Source organism: Hoylesella shahii, assembly GCF_937990675.1.
Taxonomy (GTDB): Bacteria; Bacteroidota; Bacteroidia; order Bacteroidales; family Bacteroidaceae; genus Prevotella; species Prevotella shahii.
In genome coordinates this window covers 1-25,924 of record NZ_CALKQY010000020.1, presented here as the reverse complement: position 1 = coordinate 25,924, position 25,924 = coordinate 1, and the positions used below count along the sequence as shown (strand labels likewise).

19 protein-coding genes are annotated in these 25,924 nt (G+C 39.1%); 4 read left to right on the top strand and 15 right to left on the bottom strand.

The features are described from left to right. The first annotated feature begins 356 nt into the window (after positions 1 to 356). Positions 357 to 5,681: a DUF4011 domain-containing protein gene (locus QME03_RS02505; RefSeq protein WP_281723352.1), complete on the top strand. Its 5,325-nt coding sequence runs from the start codon at positions 357 to 359 to the stop codon at positions 5,679 to 5,681. Positions 5,682 to 6,204: 523 nt separating this feature from the next. Here QME03_RS02505 and QME03_RS02500 read toward each other — a convergent pair. From QME03_RS02500 to QME03_RS02480, 5 genes are all read right to left on the bottom strand, one after another. Then, positions 6,205 to 6,465, bottom strand: a complete 261-nt coding sequence (locus QME03_RS02500; protein ID WP_273116549.1) for a hypothetical protein — start codon at positions 6,463 to 6,465, stop codon at positions 6,205 to 6,207. Positions 6,466 to 6,467: 2 nt separating this feature from the next. Further along, positions 6,468 to 6,860 carry a demethoxyubiquinone hydroxylase family protein gene (locus QME03_RS02495; RefSeq protein WP_025817752.1) on the bottom strand — a complete coding sequence of 131 codons (393 nt, stop codon included), beginning with the start codon at positions 6,858 to 6,860 and terminating at the stop codon, positions 6,468 to 6,470. Between the two features lie 150 nt (positions 6,861 to 7,010). After that, complete coding sequence (locus QME03_RS02490) at positions 7,011 to 7,319, bottom strand: hypothetical protein (protein ID WP_146210614.1); 309 nt, start codon at positions 7,317 to 7,319, stop codon at positions 7,011 to 7,013. 223 nt (positions 7,320 to 7,542) lie between these two features. Next, positions 7,543 to 8,085, bottom strand: a complete 543-nt coding sequence (locus QME03_RS02485) for a beta-class carbonic anhydrase (RefSeq protein WP_281723351.1) — start codon at positions 8,083 to 8,085, stop codon at positions 7,543 to 7,545. A gap of 186 nt (positions 8,086 to 8,271) precedes the next feature. Further along, entirely contained in the window at positions 8,272 to 8,958 is a 687-nt protein-coding gene (locus QME03_RS02480; protein ID WP_025815289.1) for a nitroreductase family protein, read from the bottom strand. Positions 8,959 to 9,625: 667 nt separating this feature from the next. Here QME03_RS02480 and QME03_RS02475 point away from each other — a divergent pair. Genes QME03_RS02475 through QME03_RS02465 form a run of 3 tightly spaced genes read left to right on the top strand, consistent with a single transcriptional unit; the run spans position 9,626 to position 10,493 of the window. Then, positions 9,626 to 9,919, top strand: a complete 294-nt coding sequence (locus QME03_RS02475) for a hypothetical protein (protein ID WP_273148300.1) — start codon at positions 9,626 to 9,628, stop codon at positions 9,917 to 9,919. A gap of 15 nt (positions 9,920 to 9,934) precedes the next feature. After that, positions 9,935 to 10,198: a GlsB/YeaQ/YmgE family stress response membrane protein gene (locus QME03_RS02470; RefSeq protein ID WP_025815290.1), complete on the top strand. Its 264-nt coding sequence runs from the start codon at positions 9,935 to 9,937 to the stop codon at positions 10,196 to 10,198. A 4-nt stretch (positions 10,199 to 10,202) separates the two neighbouring features. Next, positions 10,203 to 10,493 carry a DUF1294 domain-containing protein gene (locus QME03_RS02465; RefSeq protein WP_025815291.1) on the top strand — a complete coding sequence of 97 codons (291 nt, stop codon included), beginning with the start codon at positions 10,203 to 10,205 and terminating at the stop codon, positions 10,491 to 10,493. Positions 10,494 to 10,849: 356 nt separating this feature from the next. Here QME03_RS02465 and QME03_RS02460 read toward each other — a convergent pair whose 3' ends face one another. The 10 genes from QME03_RS02460 to QME03_RS02415 all read right to left on the bottom strand — a co-directional run bounded on the left by QME03_RS02460 (position 10,850) and on the right by QME03_RS02415 (position 25,849). Then, positions 10,850 to 15,232, bottom strand: a complete 4,383-nt coding sequence (locus QME03_RS02460; protein WP_281723350.1) for a hypothetical protein — start codon at positions 15,230 to 15,232, stop codon at positions 10,850 to 10,852. Positions 15,233 to 15,265: 33 nt separating this feature from the next. Then, on the bottom strand, positions 15,266 to 17,671 hold the full coding sequence (locus QME03_RS02455) for an OmpA family protein (RefSeq protein WP_025815292.1): 2,406 nt from the start codon (positions 17,669 to 17,671) through the stop codon (positions 15,266 to 15,268). A 15-nt stretch (positions 17,672 to 17,686) separates the two neighbouring features. Further along, positions 17,687 to 18,256 carry a DUF3575 domain-containing protein gene (locus tag QME03_RS02450; RefSeq protein WP_025815293.1) on the bottom strand — a complete coding sequence of 190 codons (570 nt, stop codon included), beginning with the start codon at positions 18,254 to 18,256 and terminating at the stop codon, positions 17,687 to 17,689. Between the two features lie 16 nt (positions 18,257 to 18,272). Then, positions 18,273 to 19,820: a DUF3575 domain-containing protein gene (locus tag QME03_RS02445; RefSeq protein WP_025815294.1), complete on the bottom strand. Its 1,548-nt coding sequence runs from the start codon at positions 19,818 to 19,820 to the stop codon at positions 18,273 to 18,275. Between the two features lie 29 nt (positions 19,821 to 19,849). After that, positions 19,850 to 21,295, bottom strand: coding sequence for a tetratricopeptide repeat protein (locus QME03_RS02440; protein WP_110370247.1), 1,446 nt, complete (start codon positions 21,293 to 21,295; stop codon positions 19,850 to 19,852). Positions 21,296 to 21,631: 336 nt separating this feature from the next. Next, complete coding sequence (locus QME03_RS02435; RefSeq protein WP_232227116.1) at positions 21,632 to 22,207, bottom strand: hypothetical protein; 576 nt, start codon at positions 22,205 to 22,207, stop codon at positions 21,632 to 21,634. Positions 22,208 to 22,806: 599 nt separating this feature from the next. Continuing rightward, positions 22,807 to 23,415 carry a 4'-phosphopantetheinyl transferase family protein gene (locus tag QME03_RS02430; RefSeq protein ID WP_025815296.1) on the bottom strand — a complete coding sequence of 203 codons (609 nt, stop codon included), beginning with the start codon at positions 23,413 to 23,415 and terminating at the stop codon, positions 22,807 to 22,809. 117 nt (positions 23,416 to 23,532) lie between these two features. Continuing rightward, positions 23,533 to 24,852: a gliding motility-associated protein GldE gene (gldE, locus tag QME03_RS02425; protein ID WP_445236357.1), complete on the bottom strand. Its 1,320-nt coding sequence runs from the start codon at positions 24,850 to 24,852 to the stop codon at positions 23,533 to 23,535. A gap of 15 nt (positions 24,853 to 24,867) precedes the next feature. Beyond that, positions 24,868 to 25,281, bottom strand: coding sequence for a single-stranded DNA-binding protein (locus tag QME03_RS02420; protein WP_025815297.1), 414 nt, complete (start codon positions 25,279 to 25,281; stop codon positions 24,868 to 24,870). A gap of 16 nt (positions 25,282 to 25,297) precedes the next feature. Beyond that, positions 25,298 to 25,849 (bottom strand): hypothetical protein, encoded by a 552-nt coding sequence (locus QME03_RS02415; protein ID WP_025815298.1) that lies wholly within the window; start codon positions 25,847 to 25,849, stop codon positions 25,298 to 25,300. Positions 25,850 to 25,924 lie beyond the last annotated feature (75 nt).

The following is a 25,924-nucleotide window of genomic DNA, read 5'->3' as shown; positions in this document are numbered from 1 at the left end:
AAATAATATATTACACTGACAAACAATTAGTTAGATATTTACTGAATATCCCTAAATTAAACCCATAACAAAGTTTACTCAGAAATAAAAATTATAAACGTTATATGTGGTGATAACGAAAACAAATAACTACTTTTGCAATGGAATACTACAATTTGAGGAGACGAACATCCTTGATTGCACTAGTGTCGGCCATGATATACAAAGCAATAAATTCATGAAGTTTAGGCTAAGAGGGCTATCCAATTGGCTGATAACATTTTACGTACAGTTTAGATGTCATAAAAAAGATGTGAATCAAACACTTCATGTAATATTTGCATCAAAAATAAACCCCACCATATTTTCACCTCGTTATGGTAAATTTAAACATTGAATATCTACCTTCTATCAATTTTTCCTTAATAAACAACAGAATTGCGATATGCCAATCTGTTGAGATTTGTAATAACGAAACTTACGACTTAAAGGATCTTATCATAGAATGTAGGGGAGATTTTTTTCAAGACTATCGCTCAAGTGTCATCCCTTCTTTAAAAGCTGGTAGGTCGATACGACTTCAAGGGATGGACTTGTCTCCTATAACGACACAAGTTGCTGCAGTAACAGAAAAAACTGCCTCCTCGTTCACCGTCACATTATATTCGGATGTGCAATCCGACTCAAAGAAGGAGTTGTTTTGCCATAGCTACGACATTGATATTATGCCCTTTGACCAATGGTTGGGAACCAGCATCTTACCCCAATGCCTAGCCTCGTTTGTTACCCCAAATCACCCTGCAATAAACAATATCATTGCTAAAGCTGCAAGTAAGCTGAAAGAAATATCAGGAGCTTCGGCATTTACGGCATACCAAACGGGAAACTCTAATGAGGTAAGAAAACAGGTGGCTGCCGTGTATGGCGCACTACACGCCGAGGGTATCGTGTATCGTTCTGTTCCTGCATCGTATGAAGTAATTGGACAACGCATCACCCTACCCGATCAAGTGCTGTCTTCGAAACTTGGAAACTGCATCGAACTTACGCTTCTTTTTGCTAGTATTCTAGAAGGGATTGGCATAAATAGTGGCATTGTAATACAAAAGGGACATGCTTACCTGGCGGTTTGGCTGGTTGACGATTGTTGTCAATATAGCGTGTGCGATGATGCTTCGTATATCGAAAAGAAGTGTGCTGAAGGCATTGACGAAATGCTTGTGCTGGAATGCACGCAGACAACTGCTGAATCTACAACCTTTGAAGATGCTCAAAGCATTGCTACACGAAATCTGGCAGACACAAATCTCTTTGAACTATATGTGGATATCAAGCGGTGTCGCCTTGAACAGATACGCCCGCTTCCCCAACGTATTATCAACAATGGCACATGGGAACTATCTGTAGAGGGTGTAAATCATGATGAATGCGTGTTAGATGTTAAAGAACACTCGCGTTTTGACCTCACTATGCTAACGAATGATAAACGTGAGGCTAACAAAATGGACATTTGGGAACGCAAACTTTTAGACTTCTCCTTGCGCAACTCAATGCTTAACCTTTATCTTCGTCAGAAAGCCATTCAGTTTATATCGTTTGATGTAGACTTGATTGAAGATTATCTACAAGATGGAGAAGAATATTTGATTTCGTTTAAGCCTAATATTAGTTTGAATATCACGGGCGAAGAGCGTCTTGTTCGTTCAAAACTATTGCCCGAACTACACGAACTGATAACAAACGACATAACGCATCGCACGCTTCACACTTATCAAACTGAAGCCGAAACGCGTTACACGTTAAAGAATATCTATCGCGCAGCAAGAAACGCCATTGAAGAAACTGGTGCAAACGCGCTGTACCTGGCAATAGGTACGCTTAGATGGTTTGAAACCGACATCAGCGAAAAAGCGCATTATGCGCCCATCTTGATGCTGCCTGTTGAGATGGTTTATAAAAAAGGGGACTACTTTATTCGCACTCGCGATGAAGACATTGCTTTAAATATCACCCTCACCGAGTTTTTACGACAAAACTTTGATATTAATATCCCTGGTCTTAACCCACTGCCAAAAGATGAACACGGCGTGGATGTGAAAAAAATCTTTGCCATCATACGTGAAGTTCTGAAAAACCAAAAGCGCTGGGATGTGGAAGAAGAATGCATCCTTGGGGTATTCTCGTTCAGCAAATTCTTGATGTGGAATGATATTCATTGTCAACGACAAGAATTGATGAACAATAACGTGGTGCGAAGCCTGGTGGAACAGAAACTTACCTTTGTTCCTACCCAAGTAACTGCCAACCTGAAAGAAAAAGATAAAGAGGTAAAGCCTGCTGACCTTGCGCTGCCTGTGCCCATAGACTCATCGCAAATGGCTGCTGTTATGGCTGCTGGCCAAGGCAATTCGTTTATCCTGTATGGTCCTCCAGGAACAGGTAAGTCGCAAACAATTACTAATCTCATAGCTAACGCCTTATTCCAGGGCAAGCGCGTGCTTTTTGTAGCCGAAAAGATGGCGGCTTTGAGTGTGGTACAAAATCGTTTGGAGAAAATAAATCTTGGCCCCTTCTGCCTTGAAATGCACTCAAACAAAATCACCAAGCGCCATGTTCTAGAGCAATTGAAGAAGTCGTTAAACGCGGCGCACATTAAACGCCCCGAGGAATATGCTCGCATTGCAGACGAACTATATGAGCAAAGATGCAAACTCATAGAGTATATGGAAGCCCTTCACGACACGAAAGGTCAAGAAGGAATGTCGCTATTCGACTGCATTATCAGATATGAATCTATCGATACCACCGAACTTGACATTGATGCGAACGATGAAGACCTGAAACGCAAGTTCAGAATTGAAAAGATAGACAGCTATTCGCACCTGCTACGCCAAAAATATCAAGCTGTGACTAGCATTACAGGGACACCTTCAAAGCATCCTTTACTTGGACTTAATATTGAAGAAAACGACCTAGCTGATGCCAATAGGCTGCCCCTGCGCATTAAATATACGACTGATATCATTAGAAGGGCAGAAGAAAACAAGACTAAACTATTGGAGGCTGCGCATATAAAGGCAGAATTATTACGAGATTGCAAAGATGGTGTGCTGGCGCAAAATGGTGAAGCATTATACAATGAGTGGAGAGCAATAAAAGCCAAATGGTTTTTACCTCGTTTCTTTGCGAAAAGAACTTTCATCAAAAAGCTAAAACAGTTTAATAGCCTAATTATTGAGCAAGAGGTCGATGCACTACTCTCCAATCTGCTTAATTATCAGCTACTGCACAAAGAAATAACAACGATTCAAGATGCTGTACGTACTGTTTTCGCTGTTAATCTTGATGGAGAAAATCTTCCTAGCGATGATGCATTGAAGCGTTATACCTCAAGCCTTGACAACTGGCTTAAACACATTGACAGAGCTCGTGATTGGTATCAGTGGTGTGCGTATAAAAAAGAACTTGAGAATGAGGGGCTTGGGGTTATTGCCCACTATATTGAACAGGTTGAAATCTCTGCAGAGCAGTTGAAAGACGCTTTCTTTAAGCGCATATTCAGGAATATTGCATCTGAGAAAATTGCGTCGTCACCTATTCTTAGAACCTTTGAAGGGGCTATCTTTGACGAAACTATTTCTCGCTACCAGCTGTTAACAGAAGAATTTCAATTATTAAGCCAAAAGGAACTCTATGCCCGATTAGCTTCAAATATACCACATGTTACCGAAAGCATCGACAATAGCAGTCCCATTGGTTTCTTAAACCGTAACATTGCTAATGGAGGCAGAGGCATTTCGCTACGCGACTTGTTTGATAACATCACCACTCTATTGCCCAGACTTTGCCCATGTATGCTCATGAGTCCAATGTCTGTGGCACAGTTCTTAACGTTGTCGCAAAGCAAATTCGACCTGGTAATCTTCGACGAAGCCTCACAGATGCCCACAAGCGAAGCTGTAGGCGCCATTGCACGTGGCAAATCGGTTATCGTTGTTGGCGACCCCAAGCAGATGCCACCAACAAGTTTTTTCTCGTCTACTAGTGTTGGTGAAGACGAAGCCGACATAGACGACCTAGATAGTATTCTCGACGACTGCCATAGTCTGGGTATTCCATCATTACAATTAAACTGGCACTATCGTTCTAAGCACGAATCACTCATTGCTTTTTCTAATAATGAGTATTATGATGGGGAGCTTATCACCTTCCCCTCTATTGACGACCAAACTACAAAAGTAAAATATTGCTATGTTGATGGCGTATACGACAAGGGGGGACGCCGCTCGAACAGAATGGAAGCAGAAACAATTGTGGAGGATATCGTCAAGAGATTGCAAAGCAGTAATCATGCCAAGTATAGCATTGGAGTAATTGCATTTAGTCAGGTTCAGCAAAACTTGATTGAAGACTTATTGACTGATAAACTAGATAAGGACAAGAAGCTTAGGGAAGCAGCCGACGAATTATACGAGCCTATATTCATAAAGAATCTTGAAAACGTACAGGGAGACGAACGCGACATCATTTTGTTCTCCATTGGTTATGGTCCTGATAAAGACGGAAAAGTGTCGATGAACTTCGGGCCATTGAATAATAATGGCGGAGAAAAACGATTGAATGTAGCGGTAAGTCGCGCTAGAAGAGAAATGATTGTTTACTCGTCATTGAAAGCCTCGCAAATTGACTTAAGAAGGACAAAGGCTCGGGGTGTGGAGGGCTTAAAACATTTCCTTGAATATGCTGAACAACAAATACTTATTCATACAGCAAATGTCCGAAAAGATAGTTCGGACAGGGTTATCTCTGAACAAATAGCCAAGACTCTAAGAACAAGAGGCCATATCGTTAATACCAACATTGGCCGTTCTAATTTTAAAGTAGATGTGGCCATTGTCGATTCGCATGATAATGGAAATTATTCAATGGGCATACTGCTTGACGGTGAGGTGTATCATGACACGCAAACCACGAGAGATCGCGAGATTGTTCAACCTACTATACTGAATTTACTTGGCTGGAAGATTATGCGCGTGTGGAGCGTAGACTGGATTAACAATCCTGAACGAGTGATTGCACGCATTGAACATGTTCTTAACCAAGAACACAAACCTACTGAAACGCCAGTAATCAACACCACTTTCGACGTAACAAAAGAAAAAGTGGAAGTAATTGAACGAAACGAAAAGGAATATAAAACTTATCAATCAAATCTAAACACGGCTTCGATGAGTGATGAGGTACTGGCAGCAAAAATTCTTTCGTGCGAACAGCCCATGACTTTAGTGTATCTTTGCAAGTGTATGTGCCATCATAGAGACACAACAAGGGTTAGCCCTACTCTATTGGCAACGGTTTCAGACATTGTGGCAAGTAAAATGTATGCTCAAAAAATAGGTTATTCAACAATATTGTGGACCGATAAGGAGCATGCAGATACGTTTAAAGGGTATAGACAGGCCAACGGAAGAGACATTACCGAAATACCACTAATTGAAATTATGAATGCCATAGCACTCACTGTGCAAGAACAGCTGTCGATTAAAACGGATGCTCTAACGCTTCTTGTTGCAAAAAGACTGGGGTTTGCCCGTCGTGGCGCTAAAGTTGAACTTGCGCTTAACAATGGTTTAGAGGCTCTGTTAAACGCCAACCGCGTTGTTGAATGTGAAGGTGTTATAAAATTGCCTGAACAACAATAGGCTTTAAACAGAAGGCTTATTTGAAAAGTAGGGCAGGAATGTGGCTGTATGAGCAATGTAGCTGAGAGAGTATGCTGTTTGAGACGAAAACGAGCACGTAATTTTGCTTTACCATTTAGTCCGAAAGGTTTATTTGAGCCTGTACAGATTTTTGTATGATTGCTGGTGAGATTGGCTGTTGTATTCTTGATGGTTAAGCGAGATTAGTTAAGAGAATACCACAGACAAGCGCCAGCAATCAAATGAGCGCTTAACAATAAGCAATGGCAACAACTAAAACCTTTTTCAGCTAGAGCTAATGAGCGTTTGGGAATTAAGATGGATACCTTATTCCATCTATTGCTTTGCGATTGGTTGTAATCCTAACCTATTACACGAAATAAATGTTGTGCGTTAGAAAAATAATGGCATGAACTTCGCAAGCCGAACGGTTTTAGGAATACCACTAAAATGCATAACTGCTATTGTGCTTTTATGTTTGATAAACAAAAAGGCAAAGTAGAATCTTACCAAACTATCGATTTTATTTGGCTAAAATGGTTATACCCATAGCTTGCAGTTTAGCAGATAGCTTGTCTTCTCTTAGCAGTTTGGGCGCAGATTTACCTGCAAGCACCAACACTTTTTTACCATTGCGATAAACATGTAGCTGCCTTGAGCGCACCACAGCCGTTAACTCGCTGTCGCTTTGTATATCTAGCCAAACCTGATGGTACACACCTGATGCATCGAACAATTTCTTTTGCAGGTGCGAACACATATTTGAGGTATCTAAATCCTTCATCATTAGTCGTTAAGCAGTGCCATAACCATGTCGCCATGGCGTTTCTCATCGTTTTTCACACTTTCAATCTCGGGAAATTTTTCCACAACAGCTTGATATTTCTCTACTGCTGCATATTCTCCCTTCGCAATAAGGCCATACAAACGTTTCCTACCAATAATAGAATATAGTAGCGGTAACACAATAGCCATTGTTTTCTTTGGTTTAAGCACCCTATTAGTTAAGTTCTTAAAAACAGCAGCATGATGTCCCTCCTCTTGCGCAAGTCTATTAAATGTTTCGGCATCCTTGGTTCTTTTCACTTTCTTTGCCAATGCCTTATACATTAAAACAGCGTCTAGCTCTCCTTGTTGGGCTTTAAGAAGAACTTTCATATCATCGTTTGTAATCTTCATAAGTAATATCATTTTTTTAAATTTCGTGTACTCTCTCATATCTCCAATTTCACTAATTACTGGTATACAGTGCATAATCTACACAAAACACATGTTTACCAAGAAGCTAGGGCTAGGTATTTATAAGCTACGAACCTAGCAAGAAAGGGACTATTGTATTTCCTGTTTGGGCTCAATAGGCATTATCAATGGTACTATATGATCGTATTCAACAGACAACACCCCTTTAATTCCTTGGAAATAAGTCATGCTTTCTTTTAATGTCGTGCCATCTGGTTTTTTAATGGCCATTGCATTAATGTTTTTATAATCATACACAATTGTTGCCTTAGACCGTTTAATGCCCTTTAGTATTGCTTCTTTTCCCACCTCCTTATCATACATCACTATAAATACTGCTGCAGAATGCTTGCCAACTGTTAGTTCTTGAATAGTTGATACACTTTCAATCTTTTGCATACTGCTACATGCTACGAGAGCAATCGTAAACAAAAACGCGAATATTATCTACCTGGTATATTCCATAAATAGCTTGTGCACTAATATATTTTACGCTTTATAGACCCCTATAGTTAATCGGCAAACAAAGATTATAAGCTAAATTATGACTTTTATACACCAGCCAGACACCTCTAGTTAGATGTTTACGCCCTGATTTGATGCACTTAAAGTCAAACTTGTATTAGGAAATCTCTTCAAGTTCTCCTGTTTCAGAATCAATGATAAACCCTCTAACTGCAACATCTTTAGGGACAAGAGGGTGAGTACTGATTGTCTCAACCGTTTTCTTCACTGACGTATGCGTATCCTTAAAACCTTCAAGCCAAGAGTTAAGGTCTATTCCACATTTTCGAATGGTGTCTAGGTTCTCATCGGATACGCCTCTGGCTAGCATTTGGTGGTGAAAGTGGTCATAGTTCATATGACAAGCACCACAATGCGAATGGGCTACAACCATAATTTCTTGCACGCCAAGTTCATAAATAGCCACAATAAGACTACGCATGGCCGAGTCGAAAGCTGAAATAACCAGACCACCTGCATTCTTAATAATCTTTGCATCCCCATTTTTTAATCCTAAAGCAGCAGGAAGGAGTTCGGTAAGCCTGGTGTCCATACACGAAAGCACTGCTAACTTCTTATCAGGAAACTTATCAGTGATGTATTTTTCGTAGCCTTTCTGCGCCACAAAAGTTTTGTTATAGCTTAAAATTTGGTCGATCATAACCTTACTATTTTATTTATACCTTACTTATACCTATCTGTTTACTTTGGATTTGGCGTAACAATTAATACCAATACGTTTTACTTTTGCCTAACAAATGCATTTTCATCTCCCCACGCTATCGAGCGATTTGTTCAATTTAAATAGTATTTTTGTACGCAATCGGCCAGCGCAGCGAAATGAAATTTACACCCACACAAAATTTTCTTTGCCCGCACCTATCTCAAAATGACATTTAGCAATACCCAAATCCATGTGGGTATACCCCACTAACGAGAAGCCTTTTTTAGCAAGAACTTTATGCTGATTGTTTTCAACGCGCACATATTCAAAGTAAAATTTCTGCTGATTAATGGCAGTTGGTGCATATAATGCAGCTTGAACTCCTCGTTTGAACCACGATGGAGTGATGTCGCTTACATTACTCACCTGCTCGATTGTCTTTACCTTATGCGACGCCCCTTGGGTTTCGCCATATCCAAGGGCTATGTAACAGGCTATTTTCTCATCGTTGGCAAGAACAAATGTGCCAGGAACTTTTGAATAACTCAAGCCCACCCAACATGTGTTTAGCCCTAACATTTGAGCCAAAAGCACCAGATGTTCTCCATAATAGCCTACGCGCTCATCAAGGTCGTCAGACTTTTTGCCCGCCATAACCAGGTAATTGCTTACATTTTTAAACTTACCATACTTGGCCAATGTGCCCTTGAAAGCCTTGGGCTCGTTGGTTACTAATTGGATATGTAACTTTCCTTCTTGGTTAAAACACTCTATCTTCTCTTCAAGTACCCTGACAACATCCTCTGTCAACGGCTGTTCTTTGTATGCCCTTACACTGTGACGGGCCTCAATAGCTTCTAGTATTGTCATTATTATAATTTAACTATTCAATCCTTACCTGTGTATTCTGCATCCTAAGACGCAATATAATCATCAGAATATACTGCTCCACTTAATCACTTCTTGTTAAGTACCAATGCACTACAACTAAGTGTAATTCTCTTTACTCGTATTTTGGCATATATCAGCCAGATGTGTAAACTAACTTCGCCTATATTTACTTGCTTATTTATAACATCCTTAGGATAGTTCTCAACAAGGGGATGAATGATATCATTCAAATTTGTATAGAACTTTCAATAACCACAAGGTCATAAAGCAGCATTTTGGCACGTTTTACGAGTGCTAAATTACAACTTTTTCTCTATTTTTTGTTAGCTTACCATAAATAACTTTTAATCTGCATGGCATTATTAACAATTGAATGTTGCATTCTAGTAGATAGCACAACCTAAAGGCTGATTGCCACTGCTATTATGCAACACTAAGAATTACGACCTTTCGAACAAGCCTACTGAAAAATAAGACAATAAATAAGCAAGAACTCAGATAGACTAATACGAGTAGATTATTTTCGAGTAAATTACCGTATCTTTGCATAAGAAAAAACAAACCTTCGGCAAAGAATAAAATACAGATTGTACGAAGTGACGTTTGACAGCAAATTTAATTATATAACATTAATAAAGAAGAAACAATGACTAAGGTTTTTGTAATGGCCACTTGCCCAGATTGCACGCAGGTAAAACAAAAGTTGGCTGGAAATCCTGCATACGAACTAATAGATATAGGTGAACACGTAAGAAATTTAAAGCAGTTTTTGACACTACGCGACTCGAATGAGGCTTTCAACAATGCGAAAAGTCATGGTAGCGTTGGCATTCCCTGCTTTTTGTTTGAAGATGGTACGGTAAAATTTGACTTGGACAGCCTTAACCTAGACAATATTCCAAGTGGCTCTGCTTGTAGTTTGGATGGAAAAGGGTGTTAATTTAGGTGGTTTATTATGCTAGAACATATCGCTGATTTTACAGCCTGGCCAATTCTTACTGGTTTCTTAGTGGGATATATTGCTAACCGTATCATGAGCGGTGAAGGCAAAGGGTGCTGCATGAACTTTATCATTGGTGTTGTGGGTAGTTATGCTGGTAGCTTAATTAGTCATTTGCTGAACATCGAATTGTTTGGTAAAGGATACATCACCAATTTCGTTTTCTGCGTTGCTGGCGCTGTAACTGTTCTTTGGATTTGGAAGAAGATTTTCGATTAGCGTAATGAATGAGCTGGTTATACGCCTACTTCTTGTTTACCTCGCCCTAAGCAACCTACTGAGTTTGTCGCTCTTCGGAATAGACAAATGGAAAGCTAAACACACTAAATGGCGCATTTCTGAGAAAACGCTTTTATTGGTGGCCGCCATAGGTGGCAGTATTGGGGCGTGGGTAGGCATGAAACTATGGCATCACAAAACGCAACACAAGAAGTTTAAGTATGGCGTGCCTCTGATATTCATTATTCAACTTGCTGCGCTATTATTTGCCTCATACAAAATATATTGCGCTTAGATAGCCAAACCTAGACTTAATAATTGTCCAACAAATAGTACTACGTACTGAGGAGGCATAGAATTTCATACGTATGAAAGAGATAACAAATTCTTTTGTATACTAATGTTTAGCTGCGAGCTAAAACTTCTATCACACAAAAATCATTGCGGGATTGTCTTTAAACAGGCAATTCCGCATTTATAAAAAACAAGTCCTTGCCTAACCAACTTTCCGTTATTCGGATTTAGTCTGGACTTTCACCCCTAAGACTATATTCATGCCATACATACCAAAAAGAGGATGTGCTATAACAGCACACCCCCTTCCTTGATAGAATATTGAGCAATTAAATTAATGTTGTCTTGATTAGTGAGTTAGAACTTATATTGAAGACCAACGTTCAAGCTATTAACAAAGGTTCCTGGTTTGGTGTAAACCTGAACACTTGGATATTGCTGGCTGTCCATACGATAAATCGTGTGACTGTAGAACAAAGCCATCTTAGGACTTACGTTGTAAGAAATGATTCCACCAACGTTCCAAGCCAGTCCATTTCCAGCTTTACTCATTACATAAGATGGTCCAACATACAACGAGACATCATATCTTCTAGCAGGGTTAACACCTGCAAAGGCGTTAAGGATATGGAAGTTATAGTCCAAAGAGAACAAAGTGTTATTAAACTCTACGGCTTCTAATCTACCACCTGTTTTCTCCCAAACTTTGTCTTGCAGATATTCGGCGCTAACACGAATACCATGACATCCATTGAGTTTGTAACCTAAGAAGACTAAACCATTCTTAAAGAAAGAATATTCTTGGCCACGATATCTCCATGTATGAACTGTTGTATTCCAACCTCCACCAGCTGCAGCATAGAAGCCCGTTACCGGGTTATATTCAACAGTGTTTTCGTCCGTTGGCGTCACTTCTTGTTTCTTGTCTTGTTTTTCACCTAACAACAAAGAGAGACCAAATTTCAAGGACAATTCATTTGTTTTCTCTACCGATTGTAGTTTCTCGAAGCCCCTAATCAGAGTATAGGTAGGCTCGATGTTAAATCGCAAGTTATTCGTAAGTTTAAGCCATATCTGCGTTCCAAAGCGCCATTGGTTAATACTGTTCTCAACAGCTTTAGTACGATTAGTTACGAACTTGATTCCACCAGTACCAGCACCTGCAAACAGATTTATACCAGCTGTTGAATTCCAGTCATAATTTTTCATTATGCCAAATGGGTTGAGCATCAAATCCAATGTTCCAGCATACAAGCCCACTTGATACCTACACTCTTCGAGCGGGTCGTTGGTCCAGTCAGCATTGCTTACTTGGATACCACCTCGTAAACCAATTGCTGAATTCAGCCACCAACCAATATTGGCGTTGGCTGTGAAGCCCATAGAAGCATTCTTCGATACGTTGAAATTATTAAACCACGTTGGTCCAACTGCATATTCGAAGGTTAATGGCTGATGATGATAGTCACATGCCAAAGAGCTTAACGCATCACGTAAAGAACCATTCATATTATACAACACACCAACACTCAGACTATTAACGTAAGTACCTGGTGTACGATAAACTTGAGCTGTTTTATATCTGTCCTTACCCATTCTGTAAACAGTATGACTGTAGAACAATGATAGATTCTTTGTTAGCTGGTAAGAGAGAATACCTCCGAAGTTCCAACCCCAATTTGTTCCTTGTTCACCAAGTGCCAATGAAGGACCTAAGTACAATGAGGCATCCCATCTACGCCCTGGTCTAAAACCTGTAATTGCATTAAGAACATTGAACTGATAATCTAGAGATAATAAGGTATTCTTAAATTCTTGCTTTTCGTACCTACCAGGAGCATTGAAGTCAGTCCAGACATAGTCGTAAAGATATTCACCACTTAGACGGACTCCATGATATTCGTTCAAATTGTATCCAGCAAATACATGACCATTCTTCAAGAACTCAAAGCCACGACCTGTATGACGCCAAGTATGAACAGTTGTATTCCAGCCTAAGCCTGCTCCGAAGAAGAATCCATATGGAGAACGAGCACGAGCCTGTGTGGCGCTGTCCAATTCAACATTCTTTTCCTTGTCCGACTTATCGCGTAAAATCATAGCGACACCCAGTTTCAATGCAAGCTCATCTACATGCTTAGCAACACGTCCATGATCAAATCCTTTCATCCTAGAGAATGTAGGTTCGATATTAAAGCGAAGGTCATCTGCCATCTTAACCCATAGTTGGGCACCAAACCTATATTCATGGAATTTCGTTTCATAAGCTGTCTTCCTACTAGTTACAAATCGTATCTTACCAAGACCCGTACCCATGAACAGATTGAAGCCAAATGGCATATTCCAATCATACTTGCTTCTTATGCCTAGAGGATTGAACATCAAGTCAACCGTTCCTGCCAAAAGACCCAACTGGTTCTTACGTGCCTCATTAAGGTCATGCGACCAGTCTGCATTACTTATATGAATACCACCACGCATACCGATTGCCGAATTAAGCCAAAGGCCTAAGTAAGTATTGGCAGTATAACCAAGTGAGCTACCTTTAGAAATGGGTAGATTGTCATACCAAGATGGTCCAATGCTGTACTCAAAAGTTAAAGGTTGACGAGAGTAATCAGATTTTGTCAACTGACTTAGCCCTAGAAGGACGTCACGGATAGGTTGGTTAATCGTATAGAGCACACCAACGTTTAGACTATTCACATAAGTTCCGTCATTACCATATATCTGATTCGTTTCATAACGATCTTTAGGCATTCTGTAAACAGTGTGATTATAGAAAAGCGCTAAACTGCTTGTTAAGCTATATGTTAGCATACCTCCGAAGTTGAATGCCAACTGTTTAGCATCTCCACGTGCCCACGTAGGACCACCATATAGATAAACGTTCCACCTACGATATGGATTATATCCTGCGAATGCATTCATGATGTTAAACTGATAATCAAGAGATAACATCATGTTTTGGAGATTCTGATTATTTAACCCATTACTGAGGTCATTCAACTCATGCAATCTATCGCCAAGATATTCGGCACTAATACGGAAACCATGTAAAGTGTTAAAGTTATAACCAGCAAAGAATTCTGCATTCTTCAAGGCGAGATTATCTCCACCAGTATATCTCCATGCTTTAACCATAGTATTCCAGCCAAATCCGAGTCCTAAGAAGAATCCACGATTGGGAGACATTCTCATTGAAACAGGAACACTGTCTGCAGGAATAAGCAACTTTTCTCTATGTGCTTTATCGCGGAAGAGAACAGCAAGACCAAGTTTAAGCCCTAATTCATCATATTGCTTACGCTCTTTTACATTCGAAGCATTATATAACTCTACGAAAGAATAAGATGGTTCTATGTTCAGTCTAAGGTCGTTACACAGTTTCATCCAAACCTGCGCACCCGTACGATAGCTCACATAGTTTCCACTATAAGAGCCATAATGCCATTCGTTAGCTAATTTTTGTTGACCATATTCGTAACCAGCAAATAAATTAAAGCCTACATTACTATCCCAATTATATTTGCGTGTAAATCCTAATGGATTGAACAACATGTCTAATACAACGCCACGAGAACCAATCATGCTTCTAGTGTTAATACCGCGATTAACAGGTCTGTCAGCCCAATCTGCATTAGAAACATGGAATCCAGCACGAAGACCAATAGCAGATGATAGCCACCATCCCATATAGACATTGCTACTCCAACCTAAGGTACTCATAATAGGCAGTTCAGTACGATTATGGAAAGCTGCACCTATATTATATTCAAAGAAGAAAGGTTTACGCCAAGGCTTTTTCCTATATTCTTCTAAGAACAAACGCTCGCTATCAGCAAAACGCTTTAAGAAAATACCTTTATCTTTCTCAGAAGAAAGATTTGGCCACAAGTACCAAATATAAGACATATTGATACCATAAGCAAGGTCAAGACTTTCAAAATCCGTTCCTTTGACAAGGTCGTGAGTTCTAGTAGCAAGTCTCATATATGGCTCAAAAGCCAATGAAGCATGAGGACTAGTAGCTATTTTGAACTGCATTCCAAATCGAGCATTGTAGGATAACCCAGATGTTTCAGCATAATAAGGCACAAAAGTATTCTCGGTTGCACCTAAACTAGCCTTTTGCACACCTACTCCAATTGTACCAGACACATTTAAAGGTCTGTCAGGACGGTTACCCATGAGGTAGTTACTGAAATTAAACATATAGTCAATTCCACCACCCCAAGCGCTATACGTCGTTGTAGAAGAAAAGCCAAGAGAAGACTTAGTGAAGCCCCATGACTTTTCTGCGAAAATACGAATTGTGCTCATCGGACTTAATTCTCTTGCAATACCAACATGTAGGTTGGCAATGGGCGTATAACTAAACTTATCGTTGGGCAAAAATAGAGACGCACCACCACCAAGCGTTACATAAGTATGGCTAAAGATTAGACTATCCAAGAAATGGTCGCCAGCATAACGGTGCCTTTTGTCAAGCACGAAACGAAGACCATTATATCCTCTAGGACGTGGAACACCCACAACAGAGTCTTGTTTAGTTTCCAACACCGAGTCGGGCAATAAGTTCTCCAAGTCCTCCAAATCCATTTTCACAGAATCCTGCTTAACAATGGAGTCTGGTTCAGAAATATAGAAACGTTTGTTGACTGGATGAGAACTGGCCCATGCACTGGCACACAATGGGAGTAGTCCTGCAAACATTACAACAAGGATTCTCTTTTTCATTGTATATCTTCTTAAAATAACATTCATATTCTATCACTCGGAAGCTGCTTCTTGTGTAGCAGGCTTCGCCATCATCATGTTAAACTTTTCCCTATACAGGTCTTTTTTACTCTCAACATACGGATATTTCTTACGAATATCATCAGTAATGTTGCCGTCTGTCTTGTAGAATCGCTCGTAGAAGGAAGGATCCATATCAAAACAATGCTGGAAATAAGCCAAGAATTTAGGAGTATCGTTGCTCTGCATCTTAACAGCAGCCTCTGATCCAAATTCCTTTATTAGGTTCATGAAATCATTTTCCTGTTCAATGTCAGGATTATTAGCTGCAATTACACCTTTAAGATACCATTTCTTTACAAGGTTATCAGGCAAAGAGTCTACTAAAGGATTCAGAGTTTCATAACTTACCCCCAATTCGGGAGCTAATTCAACACTTAAGATAGCCTTATTAAGAGGGCTCACGTTCATCACAAAGTTCAAAGCATCTGAAGCCCTTTGCTCTTCCTCAGGAGTCTTATTCTGTTTGAAGAACAAAGATTCAAGATCGATGAACATCTTCAAATCGTGGAATTTCTCAGTATCAGGCAATTTATTAGCCAAGTGTGCAGATTGACTAAGCTTTCTAGATTTCAAGAACATCAAAGCCTGGTTAGCAACAACTTCTTTAAAGTTTATCGTATACATATAAGAACTTTCAAAAGCAACAGGACGCTGAACTTCAACTCCAGAAGCCATATCAATGAAAGGTTCAAGTACAGATAGATTTATTGAATCTTGCTCTAACAGTTCAATAGCGATACGGTTCGCAAGGTAAGCAGCAAAAGCACTAAACTTCGCTGTCTTCCTAGACATATTCTCTTTATACGCTCTATGAGTCAACTTTCTAAGTTCTACAGAGTCTGTAATCTGGGTGAACAAGTTGTAATAGTCACCATTAGAGAAATACTCTTCGCCTCCTGGTCTATATCTATTATCATTATAGTACGCCCATACAGCTTCTTTAGGTTCCATAATCTTGTTTCTACGCAAGGTATATGTACTACGCATCAAACGCTGATTTTGCATAATCTGTTCAATCACAGGGTTACTTGTCATCATACGTTTGATACCTGCAAAATCTTTTGCTTTTGCATACTTACGAAGTTCGTCTGCCTCAGAGGCCTGACCTCTTTGAACCAAAGAGTCAGCCACATCATCCCAGGTATACACCAATGGTTCCTTAACCGTCAAACTAGCGCTACGGATATGACTACCAATCATTGACAATATTTTACGAGCTCTTTTCTTTGCCAACTCAACGTTCAACGAAAGTCCACCTTCAGGAGAAGCAGTACCTTGTACAGAAATATTCATCAAAGATGTACCATATGAACGAAGCTCTTCAATAAGAAAGTCTAGCGTTTTCTGGTTCTCTTCATCAGTAGTTAATTCATCCTTACCGACCACGAAAGTTACTTGTAAGTCTCGAGGAACTTCCAATAGACGAGCTCTAACAGTTTCAAAGAAACGAGGCCCTAACTCCATGTGTTTTGCAGACGCACCTAAGTCTAACATTTTCCAAGGACGCCTAACATTATTAGTACCTTCCTTGTTATCGTTAAAATATACATGCGTATAGTCTTCAAGGCTAATTTTTGCTTTCCACTTGTAGTTTTTGTCAATATCAGGTTTGGGATATGTTATATCCCAACTAAAACTGAATGGGCCATTAGACATCACATTATCAGGAACATAATAAGCATGGAGGGAATCGTTTCTTTCGTAACCATAACTTTTACGTTTGATCTGGTTTTGATGATATTTATCTCCTTCAAATACAAGCGGTTCAAGATATTGGATGGTATCACCTGTATTGGTATTAACAGCTACAGGCTGGAAAATCAATCTCGAGTGCTTAGTTGTATACCAAGCAGGTAGAGCAATTCCAACAGTCCATCGCATATTCTCACCATCATCAACAGGAGGAACTTCCTTAAAGTCAACGCCATGCTTCTTTGCGAAAACATTAACGTTCTTAATAAGAATACCATCAGCTCTAGTTGGAGCAAAAACGATATCATAATTAAGCTTACCACCAACAATATCGACAATTTTAAGAACACCTTCATTTATCAAGAGCATCGTACCACCCACAGAGATATCAGCTTCAAAGTGACCTTCGTAGTCAGGAATAACAACATCGTTACTTTTAATTTTCACGATGCTTCCCGACATACCATTCTGTGAATTATACAGCTGAGCTTGTTTACGTGCCTCGGCCTTATTATCAAAGATGTAAATTGGCACAGACAAAGGCATCTTTCCAGAAACCTGTCCGTTCATTTCCTTCATCGACTTAGACACACTACCAGTGATATGAATGGCTTGAGCTTTCATTTTCAGGGTAAACAACCCCAAAAATAGTAGCAAGACAATTATCTTCTCTAGTTTCATCATATATCCTCCTATTGCTTACCAAATTGTATAAGACAAGGTTACGCCTATATTTGTAGGCAATATGCGATATTCCCAAAAGCCGTCTTTGGCTTTAGTGTTGTCGTTCAACAGCAAATCGCTTTCGTCTTTCATAAATTCCTTGTGATGGGAAAAAATAACACCTACTCCAGTATGGAAATCCATATTCCATCTTTTAGACAATGGTATGACATAACCAAATGTCATTCCACCCCCCCAGGCAGTTCCATCATAAGTTCTATTTCCCAATGTTATAGAATAATCAGCACCCAAGAGTCCAATACCCACGTAATGATGATACAACGGACGACCACCAAAATAGTATTTGAATTCTGGTTGCACTCCAACTACTCTCATATTCTTTAGGAAATAAGGTTTATTGTTAGCAAAGACGCTCAGACCAAGAGTCGTATGGTTACCAACAGTAATTTCTGCGCCCAAATTATATGTTTGTGAAGCTAGAAATAAAAGATTAGAGTTGACGGCAAAGGTCTGCGCCTGCATGTTAGTAGTCATTCCAACAAGCAAGATCAGAAGTAATCCTATTTTTTTAGTTACCATTTTCATAATTATTCCTTATTTGTCAATACGTTTCTATTGCTGTTTGAAATGTTGCCATCGTAGGAGTTTGAGTTGCCCCCTTATCGCTGGAAGACGACGCTTCCAGCGATTTAAGGGTATTCTCTTTCGCTTCTTTAACAGCCATAAAGATTACAGCGCGTTTCATCTCGTTCACAAGCTGCCGACTATCTGGGATTAAATTATCCACAAGAGCATTATCGGAATTTTCAGTATTCTGATTTTCCTTTTCTTTCTCAGGTACAGAAGAATCTTCAGTTTTAGGTGTTTGAGATTGCTCCACTTCCTCAGTAGATTTGGAGTTTTCATCCTTTACCTTATCAGCTTCTTTTTGCTGCTTCTCAATTTCTTTAGCAACTTTAGTTGAATCAGCAGCTCGTTTAGCGTTTTCACGCTCCATCGCCTTACGCTCTTTGAGTTCTCGCGCACGCTCTTTGGCAGCATATTTCAAGGAGTCCGCTTTAAGCTTAGCTCTTTCCTTTTCTTCAAATTGTTTTGTCTTTTCGACAAGCTTAAGTGAATCAGCAGTAATTTTAGCATTAGCTTTTTCCTCAATGGCTTTTTGTCTTGCAACTTCTTTTAAAGAGTCGGCACGTTGTTTAGCTTCTTCGCGTTCTATCATTTGCTTTTCTTTCAAAGCTTTATTTTCTTTTCTTAGCGAGTCTTGTGCATACTCTTTTTCATTTTCCAGACGTTGTTCCTCGAATCTGCGTTCATAGTCAGCTTTAGCAAGCGAATCCATATGTATACGCTTTTCCTTAACCTGAGCAGTATGTACACTATCTCTTCTTATCTTTTCTTTTTCGACAGCCAAACGATAATCGTTATCAATCAAGTTACGGTTCTTATATCTGTTAGCCAACTTAGTACCAAAGTGATACACTAAAGAAATATGAACAGCATCAATAGAAGAAGCGTAAACCCAGGGGCTGAAGCTAATCTTATATCCTGTATTACTAGAGGTAGCAGAATAGTAATATTTACCATCCTTATAGAAACGCTGATAATCGTGCATATCAGCAAACATTACACCTGGACTAATTCCCAAGTCTAAGTCAAGACTAGCGCCATTCATATAGCCATATAGTTGTGTAACAGTACCAACCATAGGGCCACCAACAAAAGAGATACCTTTCTTACCGGTATTACCGAATTTAATATCAAAAGAGTTAGCTCCAGCGAACAATCCAACGTAAAAAGCACGTTTGGGTATTTTCGCATGCCAGTATCTTCTTACTTCAACACGTCCACCATAGATATTGTACACATAAAATGATTTTGTGCGCGTGTTAACATCCCAATTAGCCCGTCCATAAACACCTACAGTCCATTGATTCCAGTTTTTATTTCCCAGAGAGAATTCAAGTCCTAAATTAGGTGTCAATGTTAACCATCCAACAGCATCAGTTTTCAAGTTAAATCGGTTTTGGAATTTCATAGTATCTACCTTATTATAATATAGTAGATTTCCCTGACCCTGCGCACCTATTACTCCAACAAAGAATTGGAGCAATAGGGGTAGTATCAGTTTATATCCTTTCATATTCATCATAACCTATAGTTATCAACTATTCTTTTAAATTACTTAACTTTCAATGCTACCATCTGTTTAGCAAAGTCGTCTTCAGGATCAAGTTCCAAAATCTTTTGTGCATACTCGACAGAAGAATTCATTTCTTTATTTATATAGTAATAATAAGAAAGTTGCTTATAACACTCAATAAGATGGTCTTTACTGCTACCACTTTTTTCAAGAAGTTCTGCAGCTTTGGAGTAATAAGGCTTAGCCAAACCCTTTGTGTACTCTGGGTCTAGCATGGCATTAGCTTTAGCTTGCCAATAAAAACCGAGATAGCTATTTGGACGCAAAGTGGCAACCTGTCCAAACAATTCAGCTGAATGCTCGATAGCCTTAGTTTGGTCTTCCGTTCTAGTTTCATTTTCTTTAACATTGGTACCCTTTCTCCAATACAATCTTCCCAATTGGAATATATTATACGCACGGTTATCAGTGGTATCCTTAAGATTGGCCACATACTGTTCATAATATTTAATAGCATTATCATAATCATGGATTCTGCTATAAGCGTCAGAAATTTCCTTATGAATACCAGGAATATCACCATTCTTTTGAAGCGCAACATTAAACTGTTGAATAGCCTCTTGAGTTTTTCCGAGTCCACTCAATGCATAGCCATAATAAATATAGTCTTGATACTGTGGTTTAGTATCTTTGCTATTATTAAACAGGTCGTCAGCATTGCTTATAGCTGTATCGAAATGTTGTAATTCTGTATTATTATAAAGGAGAAGCCTATTAAAAACTGGGTCTTTTGAGGCGCGTTTATGTCCTTTCTGTGCTAAGTCAAGAGATTGAGAAAAGTCTTTTTTAATATACAAGCTCAAAGAATACTGCATTAGTTCCCTATCATCTAGAGAGTCAACTCCGATACTTTTATATGCAGCAATAGCATTAGTAAGGTCGTTCGCCGTATAATACACTTCAGCCATTCGTTTTTGTACATTCAGATCTGGTCTATTTTTCTTCAAGATCTGTAACGTCTCAATCGACTTGTTAATTTCCTTAGCTTTTAACAAGTCGGCCAGTTTATAATAAGCGTCTGGGTCTTTTCGTGCAAAATACATGGCCCTTTTATAATAAAACTGTGCAGAATCGGGTCTATTTTTAGACCTTGCAATATCACCACCCAGATTTAAGGCTTTAACACTGATGCGTCTGCATTGTTGGGCAAGGTTAAAATAACGAGTGGCTTCATCCAGTTTCCCGGCCCTTAGATAGAGTGTTCCGAGACCAGCCAGCATGGCTCCATCTTCTTTATGCTTACTTGCGAATTTCTCTGCGCTACTCTTAGCCGCTTCAGGACTACTCTTCAACAAGGTTGCGATAATTTGTAAATCCTCGTTATCCGAAAAATAGTCCTGCGAGAAGACAGGAAGACTAAGCATAGCACAGAACACAAATACCAGCCACTTTTTAGTCATACTCATAATAATTTGATCAACCATTAATTTAATAACCAGCTGTCGACAATGACAGGACTGTGCACAACATCATGACACTCCACTCCCACTTCCGTGCTTTAAAAGCAGGAAATTCATTACACGTCAGCAGCAATATTCCCTTATGTCAACCCTATCACATGACAAGGCAGACAAGAAGAAGATTTAAAAACGTAAAATATTCGATACTATACAAAACGAATCTTTGTTCGTTGTCATTTAGATTATTAACGTCACATTTAGAATGATGAGCCAGGGCCATCTGGAGCGCTTGGCCTCAAATAGCCCTGGCGTCTCATTGTGCAACGAAATTGTTTAGTCGTTGCAATTAAAGCTTAAACTTTAATTCGTAGATTTAGCTTTCTCAATAGCAGCATTAGCCTGTTCGATGGCAGCAGCAGCATCGGCACCAGCTTTAGCCAAATCGGCTTTTGCTTTATCAGATTCTGCTTTTGCTTTAGCAGCTTCGGCCATCACTTTGGCCGTCATTTCCTTTGCCTTTGCAGCTTCGGTACGTGCTTTGAGCGCGGTAGCTTTGCAAGCGGCTGCATTTGCTACAGCCTTTTCTGTTTCGGCTTTAGCTTGATTAGCAGCCTCTACAGCTTTCTGAGCTTCAGCTTCAGCTGCTTCAGCGTCAACACGAGCTTGTTCCGACTGAGCTTTAGCCTTTTCAGATTCCATCCTAGCCTTCTCAGCTTCTACTTTAGCTTTAGCAGCTACTACTTTAGCCTTGGCAGCTTCAGCCCTTTGTCTTGCAGCTTCAGCAACAGCTCTTGCTGCATCTTCTTTGGCTTTTTGAGCGTCCATTACGGCTTTTTGCGCATCCGCCACTGCAGACCCTACGTTTTCAGACTGAGCAGAGGCACTCATAACCGAGACAAATGCTACGGCTACAACAGACAAGATACACCTTCTCATTTTCATATTTATTTATTAAATAAAATAACACGATTGGCATGTCAATCATGGTAATAAGTTTAACTTAAACGAACATGCCCGTTTACTATTTCTGTTGCAAAATTACAAAAAAAAAGAAACCCACAAAAGAAAATAAGGAAAATATTGTAAATAATTATGGATTTATGTTGTAAAACATATCAAAATCGGTAAAAGGTAAAAATAGTTAGTACAAATCGGAAAAAGTTAACAAAATAAGAATGTTATATAACAGATAAAAGAAAGTTTTGAGTACAAAAACACCAGCTTTAAAATAAGGCTAGAAACTTATCAAGAAAGACAAAACACAGTTTAATTCATACAAAAAACCTGAAACGAATTGAACTTCTATACTAATAAACAAACTTCAATTACCTAGTAATGAATAAAATACACAGAATAGACAACACATTTAAACCCGAGAACAAGAAAGACACGCACACTTTTTAGTGATATTCTAAATTCCTCTAAATACATCTAATTAAAGAAAAGAAGAAATCCTATCATAGATAAATACGAATAAATTAAGAAAATCACTAAAAAGAGAAATTCGGATCTAAGTCGTTCTATTTACGCAACTATTAATCGTTAAATATGTAAACCAAGACGAATTTATTTAACTTAAAATAATGGGACTTAACCACAATATCACTTTTAGTATTTTTGACTACTATTACCCCTTGATGTTCAAGCTTAAATGGTTGTAAATGTATCTGAGTTGAAAGCAAATTATCTTCAGAAAAATATTTGAATAAAGCTTCTTTTGCACACCAAGCAATTAGAAGGTGAGAAAGAGTGGGCATCTCTTCGTCTTGATTAATAAACTTGTGGGCTATTCTACCCACCCTATCGCTTTCGTATTCTACATCAACAGCCACAATTCTCGTTTTAGAAAGCATCAATGCAACTAAACCTTTGGTATGGCTTACACTTATATTATAGCCTTTGACCAACGGTTTTCCACTGCTATGGTGCGTTATTACCAAATCTTGATTACCAGTGATTTCATATAACAACGCGCGTGTTGCAAGCTTCTCCAGCCGTCGTTGTTTACTTCCAACTGAAGATAATTCCTCTTTCAACTTAAGAAGAAATGGATAGGTACTGAAGAAGTAGCTTTCATCTTCATCTAATGTCCACAAAGCTAGATAAACGTCTCCGTTCAAACACTGGTTACGCAACAAAGCCATAAAACAAAATTAAAGTGGTAATGAGATACAACCAAACGCATAGCTCACCCTATAAAATAATGGATTAAAGCACAAGAGTTATGCGTTAAAAGAAACATTACGCCACAAAGAGTGAGATTATGGTTTAACCACTATCTTCACCCTACTGATACGACGCTCTTCAATAGCAAGAATTTCAAATAAGTAATCCTTATAATTTAAGCGCTCGCCAATAGATGGAAAGTCGCCTTTTAGTTCTAAAAGCAGTCCCGCCAAAGTATCCGCTCCGCCTTCCACTTCACTAAACTCTTCGTCATCCACTTCTAAAATCCTACACAAATCACTCAACAACGTTTTACCATCAAATACAAAAGTATTGTAATTGAGCTTCGTGTACATCTTTTCAGTTTCATCGTCGTATTCGTCGTTGATTTCACCAACGATTTCCTCAAGAATATCTTCCAGCGTTACCAAGCCACTAGTCCCACCAAACTCATCTACAACAATAGCAATATGAATTTTGTTTTCTTGAAAATCGCGAAGGAGGTCATCAATTTTCTTTGTTTCAGGAACAAAATAAGGAGGTCTAATTAAGCTTTGCCATCTAAAGGTATGGGGCTTAGATAAATGCGGAAGCAAATCTTTTACATATAGCACCCCCTTTATATTATCAGTATTATCTTGATAAATAGGAATTCGACTATAATTATTCTCCTTTATACTTTCTAACACCTCACTAAAATTACATTTGATATTCACATCTACAATATCCTTACGACTGGTCATTATCTCCTTAGCCGTTTCATCACCAAAGCGAATGATACCCTGTAGAAGTTTTTCCTCGTCTTTTAGTTCTTCTTTATTTGTAAGTTCAAGAGCCTGCTCTAAATCATCAACACTCAACGTTACAGTTTCTTTTCCCAACATTTTCGAAGCCAAAAGACCAGTTTTAAGTAGAATTGTTTCAAGAGGCCAGAACAATTTTCTTAGAAAAAGAACGCCAGAAACACTCCTTCTGCAAAAAGCTAAGGGGTTTTGTCTACTAAGCACTTTGGGCATAATCTCGCCAAAGAGCAACAAGAGAAAAGTTAAGAGAATGGTTAAAATAAGAAATTGTAACCAATAAGCTCGCGGACCAAAATGCACCACATTGGCAAAAACATAGTTGAGCAACATGATAATGGTTACATTCACAAAATTGTTCGTAATCAAAATGGTAGCCAAAGTGCGCTCAGAATCTTCTCGAAGCATATTTATATTCTTATCCTTAACATCTTTCTCCAAGTCGAGTTCAGAAATATCTGCAGGAGAAAGACTAAAGAAAGCTAATTCTGAACCACTAGCATAACCAGAGACGCCAAGAAGCAACACCGCCAAGACAAACGCAAAAACAACACCCAACGTTGGATGTTGTATATATATATCAGAGAACGAATTACAAAAAAAGGATGTATCCAAGATTTTCGAACAATATTAGAATGGTAAATTATTGTTTTCTTGCTCACTCGTGTGTTCGGGTTGCGCTTTCGGCTCCTGTGCAACATCCGTCTTACTTTGTGCTCTTGGCGTAAGCAGTTCAAGACTATCGGCCCAAATTTCTGTCACATATTGACGTTTACCTTGTTTATCGTCGTAGCTTCTATATCTCACTTTACCTTCAACAAACAATTTATCTCCCTTATGTACATACTTTTCAACGGCCTTGGCAAGACTTTTCCAAAACACCACAGTGTGCCAATCGGTTCTATCGGGCACCTTTGTGCCATTTTGCAAGGTATAACCACGCTCGGTTGTGGCAAGCGACACTTGGGCCACAGCCGTATCCGCCTCATAATAACGAACCTCGGGATCCTTCCCAACGTTCCCTATCAGCATCACCTTATTCATAACTACAGTGTTTGTATTATTTCCACCTACCCAAGTACCTAAATCTAAAGTTTTTTCCTTTGGGTGAAGGAAATTGGGAACGTCTGTCCACACGTTCACTCAAGTTATCTACCATTCGGTCGTAACAATCCTGTCCCGACATAGCCTTACAATGTACTACAAAATGAGTATCACGATATTCGAACTTACCAGTTGAAGGAACCATCACCACACGTTTGAAATCAAGTTCACCTTCATACCATCCTGGTCTTTCTTCAGTGAGTCTGGTCATGGCGTTAGCAGCCAAATCTCTCCTATCAAATCCATTAGGGGGAGGCATTTGTTGCACAGCCTTTTTCTGCTTAAAATCGAGCATAGTAGCAGCAACAGTCTTGATGATAATAAAATAAACTCTTGGGCGAACTTTATAACGTTTAGGATAATACACGTCACTTTCAACATAGTCACGAATATCATTCTCCAAATCGATATTCATGCCTATCTCTGGGATAGATTGGAGAAAGTCAAGTGCTTTTTCTACATTATCAACTAACGTTTCCTTATCAAAATATCTTAAGTATAAATTCATTGATAAATATGTTTCTCTGAAAGAGCGGAAAACGAGACTCGAACTCGCGACCCCAACCTTGGCAAGGTTGTGCTC